Source organism: Halobacteriovorax sp. BALOs_7, assembly GCF_003612895.1.
Lineage (GTDB): Bacteria > Bdellovibrionota > Bacteriovoracia > Bacteriovoracales > Bacteriovoracaceae > Halobacteriovorax_A > Halobacteriovorax_A vibrionivorans.
The window spans coordinates 1,020,664-1,039,769 of sequence record NZ_CP027772.1 but is presented as its reverse complement, the minus strand read 5'-3'; the positions used below and the strand labels follow the sequence as shown (position 1 = coordinate 1,039,769).

Annotated in this window: 18 protein-coding genes; 5 read left to right on the top strand and 13 right to left on the bottom strand. The window is 37.2% G+C overall.

What is annotated here, in order from left to right; translation table 11 throughout:
- Positions 1-52: 52 nt before the first annotated feature.
- On the top strand, positions 53-1,939 hold the full coding sequence (gene recQ / locus BALOs_RS05135; RefSeq protein ID WP_205570974.1) for a DNA helicase RecQ: 1,887 nt from the start codon (positions 53-55) through the stop codon (positions 1,937-1,939).
- On the opposite strand, the gene BALOs_RS05130 is transcribed toward recQ, so the two are convergent.
- The 12 genes from BALOs_RS05130 to BALOs_RS05075 all read right to left on the bottom strand — a co-directional run bounded on the left by BALOs_RS05130 (position 1,923) and on the right by BALOs_RS05075 (position 15,103).
- On the bottom strand, positions 1,923-2,438 hold the full coding sequence (locus BALOs_RS05130; protein ID WP_115360814.1) for a hypothetical protein: 516 nt from the start codon (positions 2,436-2,438) through the stop codon (positions 1,923-1,925). The two genes, recQ and BALOs_RS05130, sit on opposite strands and share 17 nt — an antisense overlap.
- Before the next feature lie 33 nt (positions 2,439-2,471).
- Positions 2,472-3,581: a hypothetical protein gene (locus tag BALOs_RS05125; RefSeq protein ID WP_115360816.1), complete on the bottom strand. Its 1,110-nt coding sequence runs from the start codon at positions 3,579-3,581 to the stop codon at positions 2,472-2,474.
- A gap of 121 nt (positions 3,582-3,702) precedes the next feature.
- Positions 3,703-4,485 (bottom strand): hypothetical protein, encoded by a 783-nt coding sequence (locus BALOs_RS05120; RefSeq protein WP_115360818.1) that lies wholly within the window; start codon positions 4,483-4,485, stop codon positions 3,703-3,705.
- Positions 4,486-4,649: 164 nt separating this feature from the next.
- Positions 4,650-7,769, bottom strand: a complete 3,120-nt coding sequence (locus BALOs_RS05115) for an efflux RND transporter permease subunit (protein ID WP_115360820.1) — start codon at positions 7,767-7,769, stop codon at positions 4,650-4,652.
- 15 nt (positions 7,770-7,784) lie between these two features.
- Entirely contained in the window at positions 7,785-8,288 is a 504-nt protein-coding gene (locus BALOs_RS05110) for a hypothetical protein (RefSeq protein ID WP_120404488.1), read from the bottom strand.
- Complete coding sequence (locus BALOs_RS05105; RefSeq protein ID WP_115360823.1) at positions 8,285-9,508, bottom strand: TolC family protein; 1,224 nt, start codon at positions 9,506-9,508, stop codon at positions 8,285-8,287. The genes BALOs_RS05110 and BALOs_RS05105 overlap by 4 nt, the downstream gene beginning before the upstream one ends.
- A 47-nt stretch (positions 9,509-9,555) precedes the next feature.
- Positions 9,556-9,888, bottom strand: a complete 333-nt coding sequence (locus tag BALOs_RS05100) for a hypothetical protein (RefSeq protein WP_133296909.1) — start codon at positions 9,886-9,888, stop codon at positions 9,556-9,558.
- Between the two features lie 33 nt (positions 9,889-9,921).
- Positions 9,922-10,263, bottom strand: a complete 342-nt coding sequence (locus tag BALOs_RS05095) for a hypothetical protein (RefSeq protein WP_158536825.1) — start codon at positions 10,261-10,263, stop codon at positions 9,922-9,924.
- A gap of 45 nt (positions 10,264-10,308) precedes the next feature.
- Entirely contained in the window at positions 10,309-10,869 is a 561-nt protein-coding gene (locus tag BALOs_RS05090; RefSeq protein WP_115360829.1) for a YceI family protein, read from the bottom strand.
- Positions 10,870-10,881: 12 nt separating this feature from the next.
- Positions 10,882-12,036: an NAD(P)/FAD-dependent oxidoreductase gene (locus BALOs_RS05085; RefSeq protein ID WP_115360832.1), complete on the bottom strand. Its 1,155-nt coding sequence runs from the start codon at positions 12,034-12,036 to the stop codon at positions 10,882-10,884.
- Complete coding sequence (locus BALOs_RS05080; protein WP_120404487.1) at positions 12,026-14,041, bottom strand: hypothetical protein; 2,016 nt, start codon at positions 14,039-14,041, stop codon at positions 12,026-12,028. The genes BALOs_RS05085 and BALOs_RS05080 overlap by 11 nt, the downstream gene beginning before the upstream one ends.
- Positions 14,042-14,047: 6 nt before the next feature.
- Positions 14,048-15,103: a type III polyketide synthase gene (locus BALOs_RS05075; RefSeq protein WP_115360835.1), complete on the bottom strand. Its 1,056-nt coding sequence runs from the start codon at positions 15,101-15,103 to the stop codon at positions 14,048-14,050.
- A 128-nt stretch (positions 15,104-15,231) separates the two neighbouring features.
- Here BALOs_RS05075 and BALOs_RS05070 point away from each other — a divergent pair, with 128 nt between their 5' ends.
- Positions 15,232-15,741, top strand: a complete 510-nt coding sequence (locus BALOs_RS05070; RefSeq protein WP_115360837.1) for a helix-turn-helix transcriptional regulator — start codon at positions 15,232-15,234, stop codon at positions 15,739-15,741.
- Here BALOs_RS05070 and BALOs_RS05065 read toward each other — a convergent pair.
- Complete coding sequence (locus BALOs_RS05065) at positions 15,738-16,274, bottom strand: DUF924 family protein (RefSeq protein ID WP_120404486.1); 537 nt, start codon at positions 16,272-16,274, stop codon at positions 15,738-15,740. The genes BALOs_RS05070 and BALOs_RS05065 overlap by 4 nt on opposite strands.
- A gap of 71 nt (positions 16,275-16,345) precedes the next feature.
- Between BALOs_RS05065 and BALOs_RS05060 the strand changes: the two genes are divergently transcribed.
- From BALOs_RS05060 to BALOs_RS05050, 3 genes are all read left to right on the top strand, one after another.
- On the top strand, positions 16,346-17,104 hold the full coding sequence (locus BALOs_RS05060) for a hypothetical protein (RefSeq protein ID WP_115360841.1): 759 nt from the start codon (positions 16,346-16,348) through the stop codon (positions 17,102-17,104).
- Positions 17,105-17,194: 90 nt separating this feature from the next.
- Positions 17,195-17,788: an FKBP-type peptidyl-prolyl cis-trans isomerase gene (locus tag BALOs_RS05055; RefSeq protein WP_240406490.1), complete on the top strand. Its 594-nt coding sequence runs from the start codon at positions 17,195-17,197 to the stop codon at positions 17,786-17,788.
- Between the two features lie 120 nt (positions 17,789-17,908).
- On the top strand, positions 17,909-19,069 hold the full coding sequence (locus BALOs_RS05050) for a lipocalin family protein (RefSeq protein WP_120404484.1): 1,161 nt from the start codon (positions 17,909-17,911) through the stop codon (positions 19,067-19,069).
- The last annotated feature ends 37 nt before the right edge of the window (positions 19,070-19,106 follow it).

Below are 19,106 nucleotides of genomic sequence, written 5' to 3'. Positions count from 1 at the left end.
ATTGCAGCTTTTAAAGCTTTGCCGACCCTTTTTGATCAGTTAAACTATAGTAGTGAGTCAGGGAATTGAAATACTTCAAAATATATTCAAATATGATGCGTTTCGCGGCAAACAGGAGCAAATTGTGGAAAGCGTTATCGCTGGAAACAACGCACTGGTCCTAATGCCAACAGGTGGCGGTAAGTCATTATGCTATCAGATTCCTGCCTTGGCCCGCTTTGGGACGGCCATTGTAATCTCTCCTCTTATCGCTTTGATGAAAGATCAAGTCGATGCACTTATCGAAAAAGGTGTTGAAGCTGCTTATCTTAATTCATCAATATCTCATAGTGAACAAGATGATATTGTTGGTAATCTTCTAAATGGAAATATTAAAATTCTCTACGTCTCACCTGAGCGTATGATGAATGAATACTTTCAACGTATCCTAGAGCGAGTTGAGATTTCTCTCTTTGCAATTGATGAGGCCCACTGTGTTTCTCAATGGGGCCATGATTTCAGACCTGAGTATATGCAACTTGGAATGATTACAAAGAAATTCCCAGATGTTCCAAGAATGGCCTTAACTGCAACTGCGGGAGAGGCAACTCGCGGAGAAATTATCCGCTGTCTAAACCTTCATGGTGCAGGTATATTCATTAGCTCATTTGATCGTCCTAATATCACTTACGCCGTTAATAAGAAAACCACAAAAGAAAAAGACTTTTATAAGCTTGAAGAATTCATTAGTGAAAACCTCGATGGCCAATCTGGTATCGTTTACTGCCTCTCTCGCCGTGGTGTTGAAGAATGTGCAGATAAACTTGTTAAGGCGGGCTTTAAGGCCTATGCCTATCATGCCGGGATGAGTGCTCCTTACCGAGAAAAAGTGCAAGAAAAGTTTATTAACGATAGTAACGTCATCGTTGTAGCAACCATTGCATTTGGAATGGGAATTGATAAAGCAAACGTTCGTTTTGTTGCCCATATGGATATGCCAAAATGTCTTGAATCATACTACCAAGAAACAGGACGAGCTGGACGTGATGGACTTCCTTCCAAAGTCCTTATGTTCTATGGACTAAGAGACCTTGTTCTTCTTAAACGAATTGCCACTAAAGGCGTAAGCTCTGCTGCTAGAAGACGAGTTACAGAAGAAAAACTTGATGCAATCCTAGGCTTTAGTGAAGCAACAACTTGTCGTAGAGAGGTCCTTCTAAACTATTTTAATGATCCATACATTGGCCCGTGTGGAAATTGTGATATTTGCTTAAACGATCAGACGAAACATAAGCGTATCAATGCAACAGAACTAGCTAAGGCAGTTCTTACTTGTGTTTATGAAACAGATCAACGCTACAACGTTCATTATATTGTGGATGTTCTTAAAGGTAATATCTCAGGAGTTATACAAAAGAATGGCCACCACCATATAACAAGTTTTTCTTATGCATCTAATGAAGATGAAGGCTTTCTCTATTCGCTTTGTCGCCAACTCATTGCTCAAGGCCATCTTAAGATGATCATGGATGGAACCTCTCAGATAAAACTCACTCAATCTGCCATTGAAGTCATCGAAGGCCGAAAAGAGGTCTTTATTCGTGCAGATTTTAAAAAAGGTGCGCCAGCTGCAAAAGTAAAAGCAGCAAAGAAAGCAGCTAAGGCAACAAAGAAAAAAACGACGAAAAAGAAAACGACTCGCAAAAAGTCTGCAGCAACTTATAAGCCTAACGACGGAACAGATAAAACTCTTTATGAGAACTTAAGAGTCCTGCGCTCCAAGCTTGCCAAGCAAAAACGCACTCAAGCCTTCAAGATCTTTCCAGATAAGACACTAATGGAGATGGCCGCGCAACGTCCACAAACCCTCACCGACCTAGAAGATATCTATGGTGTTGGGCCAAAGAAATTAAAGAGATTTGGAAAAATCTTTTTAGAAGCGGTTAATAGCGATTCTTAAATCTTACAATTAGAGACGGCTTTATATGGAGATTTCCGCGACGGTAATCAATGAATTTTGCACGCATAAGATTCTTAATGGCGTGAGAAAAGTCTTGATCACCAAGAGCAAACTCCTTGTACTGCGGCTGAGTCCAAAGACTTTTAAGTTCATCATGGAGATCTTTTTCTCTCTTTCTAAACTTTCCAAGATCCCTTAAGTGATAAATAATGAAAAGCTCTTCATCATCTAATTCAAAGCCTAACTCGTCAGTAATAGCACGAAGAACATGAGTTCCTGCAAGATACTTCTTATCTTTACCAAATTCATTTTGAAAATTAGGCATTCCTTTAAAGAATTCATCGAGTTTAAAAACCATATTATTGTACATTGCGTACGTACTCTTAGACGAATCGTTAGAGACGTGGATAAGCTTAGGTAAGAATTCAGCAAATTGCTGATGCTTCTTAAACTCAATTTTTTCTAAGATATTTTCAAATGCTTCTGATAATTCATCCATAGCGTCATTTTTAGCACAAAAGATCTGAAGATTCTATTGTGAAATACCTCGTACTTTATAATCTTTTCTAGGTTTTGAGCGCCAGTTGAATTCTTTTTCACCTGAAGATCGCGAATTATTATAGACATCTTGAGCTGAATAAGAGTTATTAAGCATACATGCATTTAATTGAGCAACACGATCACAGCTTGCTTTAACTTTACTATCGTACTTCTGCTTCACTGTTGTGGCCATATTTGCTCGGCGATAACTATCACCTTCTGCATATTGAGTAATAAGATGCTTTTTGCCTGGAAAAATTTCATCTTTATAAATATCAAAGACTAGAGACTCACATGTTACATCTTTTAACTCTCTTTCAATTTGAGGAAAGTAATTCTTGAGATTGGCAGCTGAAGTCATTCTAAAACCGCCCTCATCATCACGACCTTCAAAATATGAAATATTACTGTAAACATCTTCAATTCCAGCAGATTCATTTTCACATGCGACTATTTTTTCATCTACTTTTGAAAGTAGTTTTTCAAAATTTTTCTTAGTGACTTCCTTATTTTCATCTGAGCAGGATACACACCACTCTCTCTCAGCAAAGTCAGAGTTTAAGTATAGTAGTGTTGCTAACATCGCATTTTCTAAACCTGTATTTGCATCTGCAAATGCAGGACTTACAATAAGATCTAGGATTGTTACCCTCTTTTGTGTATTAACCTTATCCTTAAGCTTATTAAATGCTTGATTAAAGCTTAATTTCTCAAACTCATAGGCCCTACCATTGACAAGGATTTCATTTTTAACAAGTGTTGCAATCGAATATTGAATCTTATGTTCACCTACTTGAATTGTTGCAATACCTTCTTCAATTTTTGCCTCTGGTAATTTCTTTATACCAACTTTCTTGGCCCAACGATAAAACTTATGTTGTTCTTTAACGTCTTTGAAAGAAGTTGCAAATGTCTCAGGATCGAGACGATTATCATTATATGTATCAGTAATATCAAGGAAGCGTTGATAGAAGTTTTCAAGAGCATACTCTTTGATAATGGCCTGAGCATTATATTCTTCTTTTTCAACAATCATTTTTGATTGAGCGGGTATTGAAACTAATGAAATTAGTGTAAATGTCGCAATAAATGATTTCCTCATATAATTCTCCCATTACACTTAACGGAGTAATTATATCAGAAATTAAATATTTATCTTATATTGATAATGATATTAAGGACTTGACCAACTTAAGAAGCTAAGTTGGTCAAATTTGTGCCAATTAGAGTTGGAAAGACATATTAAAAATAAATGCGCTGGAGCATTTAAAAACACCTTTTAGGTCCTTTCCACAATCCATGGCCGACACTTCATAATCCATGGCAAAACTTAAATCCTGAGTATTCATATTAAGGCCTTTGGCCAAAGAGATTCCTTGTTCGTCAAGGACAGGCTTTAAAAAGGCTTCTAAGTCTTTAGAAAGTACAGAAAATGATTTTATCTCACCTTTTTCATCCTTAGTGATAATTGCATTTACATTGGCATCCAGATCATTTTCTTTGCTACTAATATTAATCTTCTTATCGGAAAGAATTTTAATTATGAATGAATTGCTTCCCACATCAGTTGGGATACCTTGAGAAATTTCATTTCGTTTACCATTAACACTAACCATCATGTCGAAGTCACCATCAATGATAGAATTAGTACCCGTGTAAGTCGTCCCATTGACAACATACTCATCAATACCTTTTAAAAGTATTGTTGCTTCGATTCCGTTATCAAATAGCTTCTTAGAAGTATCAACGTTATTGATAATATCTTCGTATTTATAACCTTCTTTTAGTGCCATAGTCATAGCTGTCGAACACGAATCGACTTGAGCAAGATCAGCAGTGCTAATTCTGGCCGCTGCAACAACAGAGCCATCAAGTGCCTTTGCAAAGTTTCGTGCTTCATACTTACTTGAGAAGCGACAACTTGATAGTCCCTCTATATTAGAAAGGCTGGCCGAAGCTGATAGATTCAAAAGTGCAAGTAATGCAATAATTGAAATTTTCCTCATTTTCTCCCCTATTAAATATTTGAGAATAAATTATCATTTATTGAATAAAATATTCTAAAATTGAAAAATTTAAAGCTAGTGAACTAAGATTAAACACCATATTGTGACAGAATAAAGAAAGCCTTAAAACTTAAGATTTCTCTTAAATTTTAAGGCCTTATAGGTTATTGCGGACGCATTTTATGAATAAAGAGTCGATAGAGAGATGGTAAGACAATTAATGTTAAAATTGTTGCCGACAATATTCCCCCAACAACAACTGTTGCAAGAGGGCGCTGAACTTCGCCACCAAGTCCCGTTGAAAAAACCATTGGTAAAAAACCAAAGATATCAGTTAGGGCCGTCATTAGAACAGGCCTAAGTCTAATCATCGTCCCTTCTCGAACCACATCATCTGGAGACTTACCATCTTTTAGAAGGCGATTAAAGTAAGTCACAAGAACAACCCCATTTAAGATACTAATCCCACAAAGAGCAATAAAGCCCACTCCAGCTGAAATACTAAATGGTAGGCCAAGTAATTTAAGTGAAAGAACTCCACCAATTAAGGCCATTGGTGCGCATAAGAAAATAAGAAACACTTGTGCATAATTTCTAAAAGCACCATAGAGCATAACGAGAATTAGTAAAAGAGCTAGAGGAACAAGAATACTTAAGCGCTTCTTAGCAGAAATGAGATTCCTAAAACTTCCACCCCATTCAACATAGTAGCCATCAGGAAGGTTAAGCTTCTCAACTTCCTTAGATGCATTCTTTACAAAGTTTTCAATATCACGAGTTTTTGGATTGATAAGAATAGCAAGTCTTCGAACAGAGTTTTCACGATTCACAGAAGAATAGGTTTCAGAAAAATCAATATGGGCAACGTCACTTATTTTTACAGTATACCCATCTGAAATTCCGACAGGTAGATTGGAGATCGTTTCAACATCACGCCTTTCTTCACCAGAGAGTCTTGTGACAATTGGATACTTCTTAACACCATCATAAATGCTACCAACTTGAGCGCCACCAATGGCCGTTGAAATGACATCTAATACTGGTTTACTACTAACACCAAGTTTTGCAAGTTCATCGAGTTTAGGAGTGTATTGAATCATTGGAGACATTCCCTTTGATTCGACTTCTACTTCTCCTGCACCATCGACTTTCTTAATTGCGGACGCAACCTTATTTGCAACATCAGTTATGACGGCCAGATCTTCACCGTAGACCTTAGCTGAAACTTCAGATCGAGTCCCTTCAAGAATCTCATTAAAACGAAGTTCAACTGGTTGTGAAAACATCATCACTTGGGCCGGAATATTATTGGCCAAGGCCTTGCGAATCTCCTCCATCAAATCCTTCTTCGTTTTAATATCTCCTTTAGGCCACATACTTTTAGGATTTAGCATGACATAGGTGTCTGAGATATTAACTCCCATAGGATCAGTACTAATTTCACTTGCACCAGTACGGCCAAAAGCATTTTTAACATGAGGGAATTCTTTAATGACATCTTCACTTAAGCGTTGAAGTTTAATTGAGTTTTCAATACTGATATTTGCAGGACGAATAAATTGGACAGCAAAGTCTCCTTCATCAAGTTGTGGGATAAATTCTGATCCAAGAGAAGAAAAAAGTAAGACACCAAGAGCGATACTTGCTAATCCAAAACCAAGAACAACTTTTTTAAACCTTAATGCTAGATTTAAAATAGGCGCAAAAGACCGCTTTGCCATTGTCATAAGTCTTGGTTCCACATCTTTTGTATTTGAACTTAAGAACGTTGCGGCCAGGGCCGGAACAAGAGTGAATGAGAGAACAAGGGCACTTGCTAAGGCCATAATAAAAGTCATGGCCATAGGCCCAAACATCTTTCCTTCAATACCTGTTAAAGCAAAGAGAGGAATGAAAACGACGATAACGATGAGCTCACCAAAACCTGCAGCTGAGCGAATTTCGATAGCACTTTGAATCACAAGACTTTTAATCTCATCTCTTGATAAAGACCTTCCTAACTCCTTAGTTCGCTTTTGTAGACGATGAACACAATTTTCAATAACAATAACAGCACCATCAACAATAATACCAAAGTCTAAAGCACCAAGGCTCATGAGATTCCCTGAAACATTTTGCCAGTGCATTAGAATAAAAGTAATAAGAAGAGAAATTGGAATTGTTGCTGCGACAATGATAGCTGCTCTAAAATTTCCAACAAGAAGCATGAGAAAGGCCATGACAAGACCCGCTCCAACAATTAAGTTATGCTCGACAGTACTTAAAGTAGCATTAACCATGTCAGAACGATTATAGACAACTTCTAACTCCACCCATTCTGGTAAGTTCTTCTTAATCTCATCAATCTTATCTTTTAAGCGTAGAGAGACGGCACGAGAGTTTTCACCAAGAAGCATAAAGGCCGTCCCAAGAACAATTTCTTCACCATTATGAGTGGCAGCTCCGGTACGAATTTCTTTATCAAACTTAACGGCCGCAACATCCTTAACACGAATGATATCAAGCGATCCAAGTCTCTTAATCACAATATTTTCAATATCTGAAATTGATTTTAAAAGACCAACACCACGTACTAAGAGCTGCTCACCTGTTTGAGGAATATAGCCTCCCCCCACATTAAGATTCGTACTTTTGATGGCCTCCTCAATATCATCAAAGTGAATTCCGAAACGAGACATTTGATTGATATTAGGCTGGATGAAGTACTGCTTTTGATAACCACCAGTTGTGTTAACTTCCGTTACTCCCTTTACAGTGAGAAGTCTTGGTTTAATAAACCAGTCTTGAATTGAGCGAAGCTCCATTAAAGTAAGAAGCTCCTCCGATTCGTTAACATATTCTTTCTTAGATTTTAGAGAGTAATGAAAAATCTCTCCAAGACCAGTGGAAATCGGGCCCATTTCAGGCTTAATTCCTTGAGGAAGATCCAGGTTAACAAGTTTTTCTGACGTTAACTGACGGGCCTTGTAAATATCAGTCTCTTCACTAAAGATTACTGTAACTTGTGAGATTCCATACTTTGAAACTGAGCGTGTCTGTTCTACTCCAGGCATACCTGTTAAGGCCGACTCAATTGGGAAAGTCACCATTCGCTCAATTTCTTCGGGTGTTAGACCTTTAACTCCGGTATTAACTTGTACTTGAGTATTTGTTATATCTGGAACAGCATCAATTGCGAGTCGATCAAATGAATAGATCCCACCAATAATGAGAACAACCGTTGCGATAAAGACAAAGAGTCGATTGTGAACACTAAATTCAATAAGCTTATTAATTAAATTCATCTTATCCCCCCAATCCTAATGTGCGTGGCCATATTCAGACTTATCAGTTGAGAAGATATCGCTTATTCTAAGTAGCTCTATTCCTTCAATGACAATTTCATCTGAGGGTTTAAATGCAGTGGAAAAATCATGCTCATCAATAAGCTTATAAAAACCATTTCTTTTACGATAAAGAGCGCGCTCTTTTCCGATGATCACATATGATGACTTATTTAGATCACTTAAATTATAAGAAAAAGGAATGGTTTTAATCTTTAAGCGTGCTGTTGCTTGAGGTGAAAGCTTTAAGCCCAAGTGCTCGTCAATTTCTGTGATGGCCTTATTTTTTCCTGATTTTTCATTTCCGTGTCCATGATGATCGTCATGATCGTCATGATCGTCATGATGTTCTCCATGCTCACCTTTGTGTTCACCATTGTGTTCTTCATGGTGGTCCTCGTGGTGATTATCGTGGTGATCGTCTCCACTAGCAAAAATGCTTAGAGAGAAGACTAAGACTATTAACTTAATATATTTCATATTCTTTCCTTTAAAATTGATCCGCGTAACAGATAGATATTCCATAAAGCTTCAACGGCTCCAAGTTCATAATCGTTACGACGATTAGTGAAATCAACGAGTTGCCTATGAGCCTCAATAACAAGGCCAGTAGAAATGACTCCTCGTTGAAAGAGAGTTTCAATACGCTTATGTTTCTTCTCAAGTGAACTTCTTGAAACCATACGCTGATAAACAGACTTATACCTCTTGTACTTGGCCAGCCAATTATTTAAGTCCATCTTTAAGTCAATTTCTTGATAGCGCATATTAAATTCGGCCCTCTTAACTTGGGCCAGACCTTTCGCTTTTGACCCATCATTGGTATTTAAAACAGGTATATCGAAAGTCAGACTTAATCCAAAAGCATGATCCTTTTGGTTATCGGCCTTTGCAAACTCATACATCGGCCCGATTTTTAAATCACTATAGGCATTAGACTTTGCCAGATCATAACTAGACCTTGCGGCCAAAAGCTTTGCCTTATTCTTTTGATACTCAGTACTTTCTTCTAAGTTAAGCTCGTGCATGGAAATATTCTTAAAACGAAATTCTCTTGGTAAAGAAGTTAGCCTAACACTACAACCTCCTCCTGCATTTAATTTCAAATGAGTTAAAAGCGTTGCTCTCTTAGCAGTTAATTCAGAAAGCTTTAGGTAGTAATCATCAATGGCAAGTGAAAGAGTTTCATATTCAACCTCCTGTGAAGGAGAGAGAGATTTCTTGATACGGCCCTTCTTCTTTAAAAGACTCTGTAGAGACTCATAAGCTTCTTTATAAATCGGTATCAATTCATTAATTTGTCTTAAGCGGTAAAGACTCAAAACATTTTCTAAAATAACATTCTCTTTGTTATTCTTTATTTCTAATTCACCCAGTACCATTTGATTTTTCGCAAGACTTTCACGGGCCCCACGCTTTCCACCAAGCTCAAATGTTTGAGTAACCTTAATCATGGAGTTTAATTCACCACTGCCACCAGAAACAATCTCAGATTCAAATTCTGGATTATAAACAGCATTAGCAGATTCAATTTCTCCTGCTAGAGACTCTCTTGTTGATTCGGCCAAGAGATTGACTTGATGGTTTTCTTTAATGAGCCTTAAGAACTCATTGGCGTCTTTAATCTGACAAGTACTCTTTGTAGCAAACACTACTTGTGAGAGTACAAGCGTTAAGACGCAAGTGTATAAGCATTTCATGCAACTATCCTTCTAATATTCTTTGATAAAAGTCGTGTTAAATTTAGTTAAGAATAAGAAGGTGGTTTTATTGTGGGATCTAGGAATGGAGACTTAAAGAAATTATCTCCAGAAGTTAATAATTGAGATTCAATTTTAACTGGCACATCTAACTGGTGTACTTGGTGTATATCGGCCACGAAATGGAGTCCTGTACAATGAATATGACAGTGGTCTGGGTTACTATCATGGCCATCGCAGTGATTAGCAGGAGTAATATCGTGTGAGGAATTAATTTTCTCTACTTTAACTTGTAGTTCAGTCATAACTTCGTGGGCCTCGTGAGAGAAGCTCACAAAAATCATGGCAATTGTGAATAGAGAAAGAAGAATTCTTAACATGATAAAAATATTAGCACGCAAATATTTGATAGTCTAGCCTCCAGTCTGCTTCCACTTCAAATTCTTTTTATCGAGTAGCGCCTTCACTTCTTCAAGTTTTTCACCATGAACTTCGATATAATCATTCTTATAAGCACCGCCTACACCTAGGGACTTCTTGCATTCTTTTGCTAGTTTTTGGCACCATTTCTTATTATTTGGAAGGCTTGAGATCTCCACAATAGCACGGCCCTTACCTGAGGTAAGTCGTCTAATACTTAGAACAAGTTCAGATTCGTTAACTTCTTCGTTGGCATTTTTATTTGAGTTCTTCTTTGAATTTTTTTGGCGTAAATCACCGGCCTCGTCAGACCATACTAATTTTGCATCTTTCAAGATTTATCCTTTTCAAACTTTTGTATTGCAATGCATGTTAACAAATTAAAGGACAAATGTGAATTTTATCTCAACGAGATCTCTGACAGAGGCAATCCAAATTGATGGATCTGGTATCTTTAACGCCTTAATTGATACATTTGAATGCCCTGAAATCAAGGTTTGTTTTTCATTATGACTTTCCCTCATAAAGATTTTAATTGGATACTCTTGCCCTCTAATTTTAATGATAGCAATATTTTCTTGATTAAACTTGATAGGACCTTTTAGAGAAACAATGATTTCAGGATACTTCTTAACAGTTAATGTCTCCTCATACATTTTTTCATTTCTTGCATCGTTATCAGTATCCAAGCTCATTGCCTTTATCCTAATAACAACATCTCGATATTGCCCTTTTTCCTCTTTATATACAATACTTCCTTCTTTAACGACACCATCAAAACTGGTTGTAATAAGCCCCGCCTTAGTGGACTCCATATGAAAGATGATTTTCTTATCTCCACTATGTGCACTGTCATAATCGTTATAATTTAAGCTCAGCTCCTTTGCATAAAGAGACTGAAAAAATAGAATTGTCATGAATCCAATAAGTATATTCTTCATATAAACCTCGATTTAAAAAATCATTTTCATTACACCACGAAATGGTGTGTAGATATTTCCAATAATGCCGATGAAAGCATCTCTTTTTTTCTGACTTAAATTAATAAAGGCCGCAACGATCTCAACAAGGAGCTTAGAACGAATGAGCCATTGAAATCCCTTATTAAGTCTTGTCTTTTCTTTAAAGTAGAGTTCTTTTTTTTGTTTATAATTCAGAAGGCCCTGCTCAAAACTCACAAGAGATGGGTAATCCTCTAAAGACTGCACTAACATATGGGCAGTCTTGATGGCATTAAAGATCCCTTCACCTGTAATAGGATCAACGAATCCAGCGGCATCACCTATTAAGGCGACATTTGTTTTTATGATATCGCTTACAGAGTGCTCGATAGGAAAACTGGTATGAACCTTTATCTCTTTTGTGATAGAGACTCCTATTTGATCTTTTATTTTATTAAGATAGAATTCAAACGTATCATTTGCCGAGCCGTATTTCTTTATATGCTTTGCCTGACACACAAGAGAGATATTAACTTCTTTGTCATTGATTGGATCAACACCAATATAGCAACCTTCATCAAAAATAAACATTTGTCCTTTTCGAGGAAGTTTTCTTTTACAAGGAAGCCAAGCATGTAGAGCAATATTCTTCTTTTCGTTTTCAAGCTTTAGATTAAGACTTTTAGCAACAAATGAATTTCTGCCATCAGCACCAATTAAGAGACGGCAATAAAACTCTCCTCCATCAAAAGTTTTAATCTGCCAGAAAGAACTATTAAATTTAATCTCGACAACTGTTGTTCCCATTTTTACTTGTGCCCCACTCTCCATTGCTTGAGAGAGGAGACGGTTATCAAAGACTTCACGATTAACACTGACTCCATAATTAGAACGGCCATGACTAGCTGGAAAATTTGAATCGACAACCGCTCCTTTCGGAGAATGGATAATCATTCCATTTAGATGTTTAAAGCCAGATAAGACATGATTTAAATCTAATTCTCTAAGGGATTTAACTCCTTCAGGACAAAGATATTCTCCACAAACCTTCCTCTTTATTTCTGATTGTCTTTCCAAAATTAAAATCTTATTTCCTTGTTTTGCCATAAGGTGTGAAAAGATGCACCCAGCTGGGCCGGCTCCAATAACAATTGCATCATAAATCATGACTTCCCCCAGTGTTAAAATCAGATCGTCCTAAGTAAAGAGTTGGTAGAACAAAGAGATCAAATATCATCCCACAAAGTAAAATAAATGAAAGATTGAGCCCAAATTCCTTTATTGGTAGAAAATCGTAGGCGCCAAATAAGAGGAATGCGACAATCAATGTAATTGAACTTGTTAAGACGGGTTTAACAATTGTCTCGAGGTATTCTTCCATGGAAAACTTATGACTACCTAGATAATGAAGAATATGGAATGTGCTATCCACCACAATTCCAAGACCTACACTATAAGTCATAACAGTAGCAATATTAAGTGACATATCACTAAGGTTTAAAAAACCAAGAGAGAGCCCTAAAGGTAGTGTATTAACGAGAATAAAAATAATAAATAACTTAAGCTCCTTAAGTGTTATCACTGCTATCAATGCCATAATGATAAGACTAATAAGAAAGCTTTTTGATAGCGTATGAACCATCTCTTTTTGAGAAATCATTAAATTATAATAAAGGCCATCAATTGTGTAATTCTGCCCTTTTAGAATCTGATGCACTTTTTTTATAAGACTTTCATACTTATCAACATTTAGAGGAGCACCGAGTAAAGTGATCTTATATTCGCCATCAATAGAATAGGCTTCCCTTAAGGCCTCTGGTGCTTTTGAATACAGCGTAGTATAGGCAAAACGATTTTCAGGTATTGAGAGGCTTCCACTATAGTCTTTATTAATTCTTTGAATCATCTGATTTCGTGAAAAGACCTTAAGACCTGTTACTTCTTTCAACTCATTTTCTAATTTAAGAATATGTTTTAAAGACTCATAGTCCTTTGTGTTAATACCAATTTCAACGATGGGCACTCCACCTGCAAGCTTCGTTACTTCTTCAAAACTTGCATGTATATCACTTTCTTTAGGAAAGTACTTTGTGGCATCAGTGATAACCTTCACATTATTTCCTCCCCACATCCCTGCGAGGAGAGCAATTACAACAAGAGAAATAATCCCAAAAAAAGAAAGGCTCTTTTTAGGATAGAGTCTTAACTTATATTCTCGATCTCTACGGTAGTGAAGGAGCCCTTCAACAGATATTAGCCATATAATTGCTAAGATCGATGAGATAAGAATGAGAAAGCTACTGAGTAGACCAAAGCTTCTAATGACAAAAATCTCACTAATATATAAAGACAAGAAGCCTATAAAGGTTGTGATAAGCATTAAGACAATTGGCTTTAATTTTACTTTCAAGGCAAGCTTTAGGGATCCCATATCTCTTGCAGTAAAATAAAGATGTTGTCCAAGAGATAAAGTAATCACAAAAGTCATCAAGGGCACTATTGAATTCACCATATTCATATGATGAAAGAAATACTTAATGACACTAAGAGAGAGTATAGAAGAGAGGACACATGGAAAGAATAAGAGAATCGAATCTACGATATTTCTAATAAAGACAAAGAGTAGAAATAAAGAGAAGGCAAAGAGAAATGGAAAGATCTTTTCTTGCACGACCTCAGAAGACTTATCCAATTGGTAATTTGTATAGTCATGACCTGCACAATGAAAGCGAACTTGTTTCTCCACTTCCCTAACAATATTTTTTAACTGCCCCTTCTCCCCTTTATTAAAGACGATAAAGCCGACACTTTCTGAAGATGTTAACTCAAGACTTTTGAAGTCTCTTTCCTTTAATCTGTCTAAGTAGTCCTGGCGTTTCCTAACTAATTCATGTGGATAGAGAAAGTAACATTCATCATCACATGCCTCCTCTAGCTTCTTTCCAAATACCTCAAGATCTTCGTAGGTATTCACGGTAGGCATACCATGAGAGTAGATCACTAATGACTCGACTTCTGGAAAATCCTCTTGGAATTTTTCAAACTTTTCCATTCCTTCATCAGTTAGAAAGATAGATTCTGGATTCTTCTGGGCCAGCTCTCTTGTGTAAGAGAACATGGCACCAAAGGCTGCAAGAAAGATGAGAATGAGGGCGGCGCGATTGAAGTTCAAGGTGGGCTACCTCCACTCGAGCAAAATACTCTGGGCCATAAATCCAGGGCCAAAGGCGAGCATATAACCACGTTCACCTTCTTTAATTGTGCGCTCACTCGTTACCTTATGAAGAATATGCATAATAGTAGCACTGGACATATTGCCATGATTTTCTAAGACCCAACGAGACTCAGAGATATCCTTTTGGTAGTCTGAAATATAATTTTCCACCATTTGAATAATCTTCTTTCCTCCTGGGTGAAACATATAATTTTCAATATCTTCAATCTCAAGTCCATTGCGTTTTAAAAAAGGTAGGAATATATCTTCAAAATTTCCTTCAATTGCGGAAGGTACATCCTTATCAAGCACAATCTTTAAACCTGAGTTAACAAGCTCAAAGCCCATGAGATACTCACCGTGACTAAAGTGGTACATATCACTATCAATGATATGGGCGCCCTTTCCTTCCCCACCTTTTAAGACAGCACAAGCAAAGCCGTCTGAGAAAATTGCCGTTGAAACAAGGTTGGCCCCATCAAGATCATCCTTTTGAAATGTGATACTTGGTATCTCCATTGTTAAGACAAGGGCCGTTTTATCAGGATTTGATTTTAAAAAGTTATCTGCATAAATAAGGGCCGAAGTTCCACCTGCACAACCCATTTCAGTAACAGGTAGCCTAACCACCCCCGGCTTCATTCCAAACTCATTTACCAAGTAGGCATCCACTGATGGAATCATAAAACCAGTGCAACTTGTTGTTATGATATAATCCACTTGCGATGGATCCACATCACTATTTTCAAATGTTTGCTTAAGAAGCCTTTTTCCATACTCAATCATTTTCTCTTTGTAGATATTATTCTTCTCTTCAAAGCTTAAGTCTGAGAAAACTGTCTCTAAATCCACCACAATACTTCTTTGGTCAATATTTGCACCCTCAAGAATCTTTAGGGCCTTTCTTCTTGTTAACTTATCTACATCTTTCAACCACATACGATCAGCAGTCTCCATAATTTCCTGTGTTGAATAAGTGTAGTCTGGTCTAAGCGTTTCCATATGAACAATACGAGTCATTTGTTCCTCCTTCGTGCATATAGATTCGCTCCAAAAGTAAATTTTTGTAACTGGACTTACGTCCTATTTCCAAATAAAATATGTAAAAACAAGATGTTACAAATATATAAGACCAAGGTCCTAATCCAATGTTAAATAAACGTGAACGCCTTATAACAGGGCTTCTTTTCCTAACCATTTCAATTTTTCTTATCTTTGACATTTACGAGGACCTCCATGAAGGGGCAAGTTTTGAACATGTCTTTGAAGAGGCCATCATCATGATCATTGGCTTCATCGGAGCTGCATATTTGTGGTTTAAGTTATTATTTATTAAGAAAGAGAATATTAGGATAAGTGCAAACGTATCAAAGTTGAAAACTGACTTACAAAACTTTAAAGAACAAACAAAGAATCTCTCAGAAGGAATTTCTGACAAAATCAATGAACAATTGGATGACTGGAATCTGACCAAGTCAGAAAAGGATATCGCCCTACTTTTGTTAAAAGGCTTAAGTATCAAGGAGATCGCAGATATTCGCTCCACAGCAGAAAAAACAATCAAGCAACATTGTACAAAAATCTATCAAAAGTCGAATCTCAGTGGACGAAGTGAACTATCGGCATTCTTCCTTGAAGATATTTTGGTTATACGTTAAAAACTTGAGCCAGGTGTTTTTAAAAACTTCTTTTCTTCATCTGTTGAGCGTCGACCTAAGACCTTATTTCGATGTGGGTAGCGACCAAAGCGTTCGATAATGGCCATATGCTGATGCATATAATTAAGGGCCTGCTCACTTCCTAGTTCCTCAAAATACTTCAGTCCTTCTTTTTGAACCACTAAGGATTCACTGTGCATAAAGGGCATATAGAGAAAGTGTTTCTTTCTTTGCGTGAAGCCTTCATGGGTTTTCTGGGCCACGGCCTCCTGGGCCAATACTAAGGCCATGTCATCACTGGCAAATGCGCGAGGATCGTCGCGGTAAATATTACGAGAAAATTGATCTAAGAGAATGATTTCAGCAAGACGCCCTAAGTGCTCATGGCGCCACTCAAAGAGCTCACCTTTAGCGGCCATAGTGTGAAGACGACCAAAGCGCTTCTCTATTTCATGATCAACTTTAGGATCTTTGACCCATTTTTGTTCATCACTTAATTCATCGAACCAAAAATCAAGTACTTCGTGATACATCACTCCTCCTAATACTCTACTTTTTTACCATCTCACTTGCTCTAATTCTTAGATCTTAGTACATAGCATATATGAAAAATTTCATTCTCTTAGTGGCCCTAGTCTTTTTAGCAAGCTCATCTTTTGCAAGTGTGACAAGAGATGAATTTCTACAAGTAAAAGAGGCCCTCTATCAAGCATATAGCGAATTGGCCCCTTCTCAAAATGAAGTTTTAAAAATTAACTTACCAATCCCAGGTATCCCCAATGCTGACACCTATTGGTGGGATATCGACATGGTTCACGCTTCATATGTAAAAGTTGAAAATGATCAGAATCAAATAGAGCATCGCATTTACTTAATGGGTGGTTTTGCTCGTCTTTCAGGCATGACTCCAGATGGCCTTGCCCTTACAGGCTGTCATGAAATCGGACACGGTATTGGAGGAGAACCCTTTAAGAGCTCAGGTAGTACAACAGAGGGACAATCTGACTACTTTGCCACAAAGGTGTGTTTACCAATAGTTTTTAAGTATTTAAATGAGTTACGTGAGATCAATAGTAATCCAACGTATGAATCAATTTGCTCAAATCAGATTATGCACAACTCAAATACATGCCTTAGATTATTAACGGCCATGGAAGCCGATCAGGCATTTTTTAAGACTACAGGAGATGAAGTCTACTTCGATCACTTCTCTAATGAAGTTGCAACTGAGCTTAATACCGATGCATCCTATTACCCAGATTCACAATGCCGTTTTGACACAATGATCCATGGAATTCTAAATATCGAGCGGCCGATTTGTTGGTATCCTGGTGGTGCCGCAAACGGAACAATGCGACAATAGCTCAAATTTTCGACACATCCTCCATTAAGTGCTATGGTGCCTTTTCAATACTGTCAATTAAACAAACAAAGGGTGTTTATGGAAACTCATATGGAAAAAGTAAGTTACATTATCGGTCGTCAAATTGGATCTGATTTTGTTGCTCAAGGAATAGAAATCAATTCTGAAATCTTCGCAAATGCTGTTACGTCAGCAATGAAAGGTGAAGAAAGCCAACTTTCAGCAGAAGAAACACAAAAAACAATGAATGAATTTCAAGAGCATATGGCAAGACAACTTGCTGAAGCTGCAAATAAGCTAGCGGAAGAAGGTCGTGCTTACCTTGAAAAGAATAAGAGTGAAGAAGGTGTAACAACAACGGCATCAGGTCTTCAATACAAAGTTCTAGAAAGCGGAAGCGGTGCAACTCCAAGTGCTGACTCAACAGTTGAAGTTCACTATGAAGGTAAGTTAATTGATGGAACGATTTTTGATTCATCAATCCAAAGAGGACAAACAATCCAATTTCCAGTTGGTGGCGTAATCAAAGGTTGGACAGAAGCGCTTCAACTAATGAAAGAAGGTGATTCTTGGGAATTAACAATTCCATCTGAACTTGCTTACGGTGAGCACGGTGCAGGAGCTAAGATTCCTCCACACTCAACGTTAATCTTTAAGGTTCAACTTATTAAAGCAAACGTTTAATTGCATATTAAGGGCCTATTACAAGGCCCTTAACTTTTCTCTTACCTTTCTTAACCAATCTTAAACTTCAAAATTATTAAAATAAAGCTACATTCTCTTCCATTAACTTGGGAGGATTCAATGAAAAAACTCGTACTACTATTAACAGTACTACCTTTCTTTTTTAACTCGGCCACTGCTAAGCAAACAAAAAGAAATTCAAACACGACATTATCAAAAACAGAAACAATGACTGCAATGAAGCACACGAGACGTTTTAGAAACTTCATCAGTGCAGCTCAATTAGCAGGTCTAGATGATCTTGTTAATGCAGACGAAGATATCACAATCTTTGCACCTAACGACCAGGCCTTTGCAAAGCTTCCACCTGATACAGTAGAGTACCTACTTGCCAATCCACTAGAGCTAAGAAAAGTTCTAATGTATCACGTTGGCTATGGGCGCTTAACAAAGAAGGATCTAAGAGCTGATAAGCAAGTAAAGACTTATAATGGCCGTGTCATTCTTGTGGATCAAGATAGCGAAGAATTTATTCTTAATAATCTTGCCATTCGTCTTAGTACTCTAAAGGGATTTGATAAGAATATTATTGTTCACGAAATTAATGAAGTTTTAGTTCCATCAGAAGAGCTTCCTCTTAATAATTTTCAAACAGTAGAATATGTTAATCTTGAGCAATATTTAGGAACTTGGTACCAACAAGGTGCATACGATGCTTTCTTTAACTTAAGATGTAAGGGAACTAAAGCACAATACAAGTTTAAGCATAACCGCGTTAGAGTAAAGAACTCTTGCCAGCTAGCAAATGGTGAAGAGAAAGTTGACAAGGCCTATGCAAAAGTCGCTGATAAGATTTCAAATGCGAAACTTAAGGTTAGCTTTGTTCCTCTTCTTGGATACTTTGGAGTTGGAGCTGGAGACTATCAGATCATTCATCTTGATGAGAATTATACAGAAGCTATCGTAGGAGATAGAGATCGTAATACTCTTTTCATCTTAACTCGCGACAGAGAAATTGATGAAGCAAAGTATGAAGAATTAGTTCAAATTGCAGTAGATAATGGTTTTAGACCAGAATACATCAACAGAACTCCTGTTTATGAGATGGATGAGCCAACAGAACCTACTGAGCCTACAGAGCCGACAGAGCCGACAGAACCAACTTATCCATCAGATTCAAATGATAATCAAGATCAAACAGACCAAGATGATGACCTCATCATGGATCCAAATAGAGATCAAGACTCAAATGATGAAGATGCTATTCTAATTTTTAAATAAGCTAGCAAGAAATAAGGGGGCGATTGCCCCCTTTTTC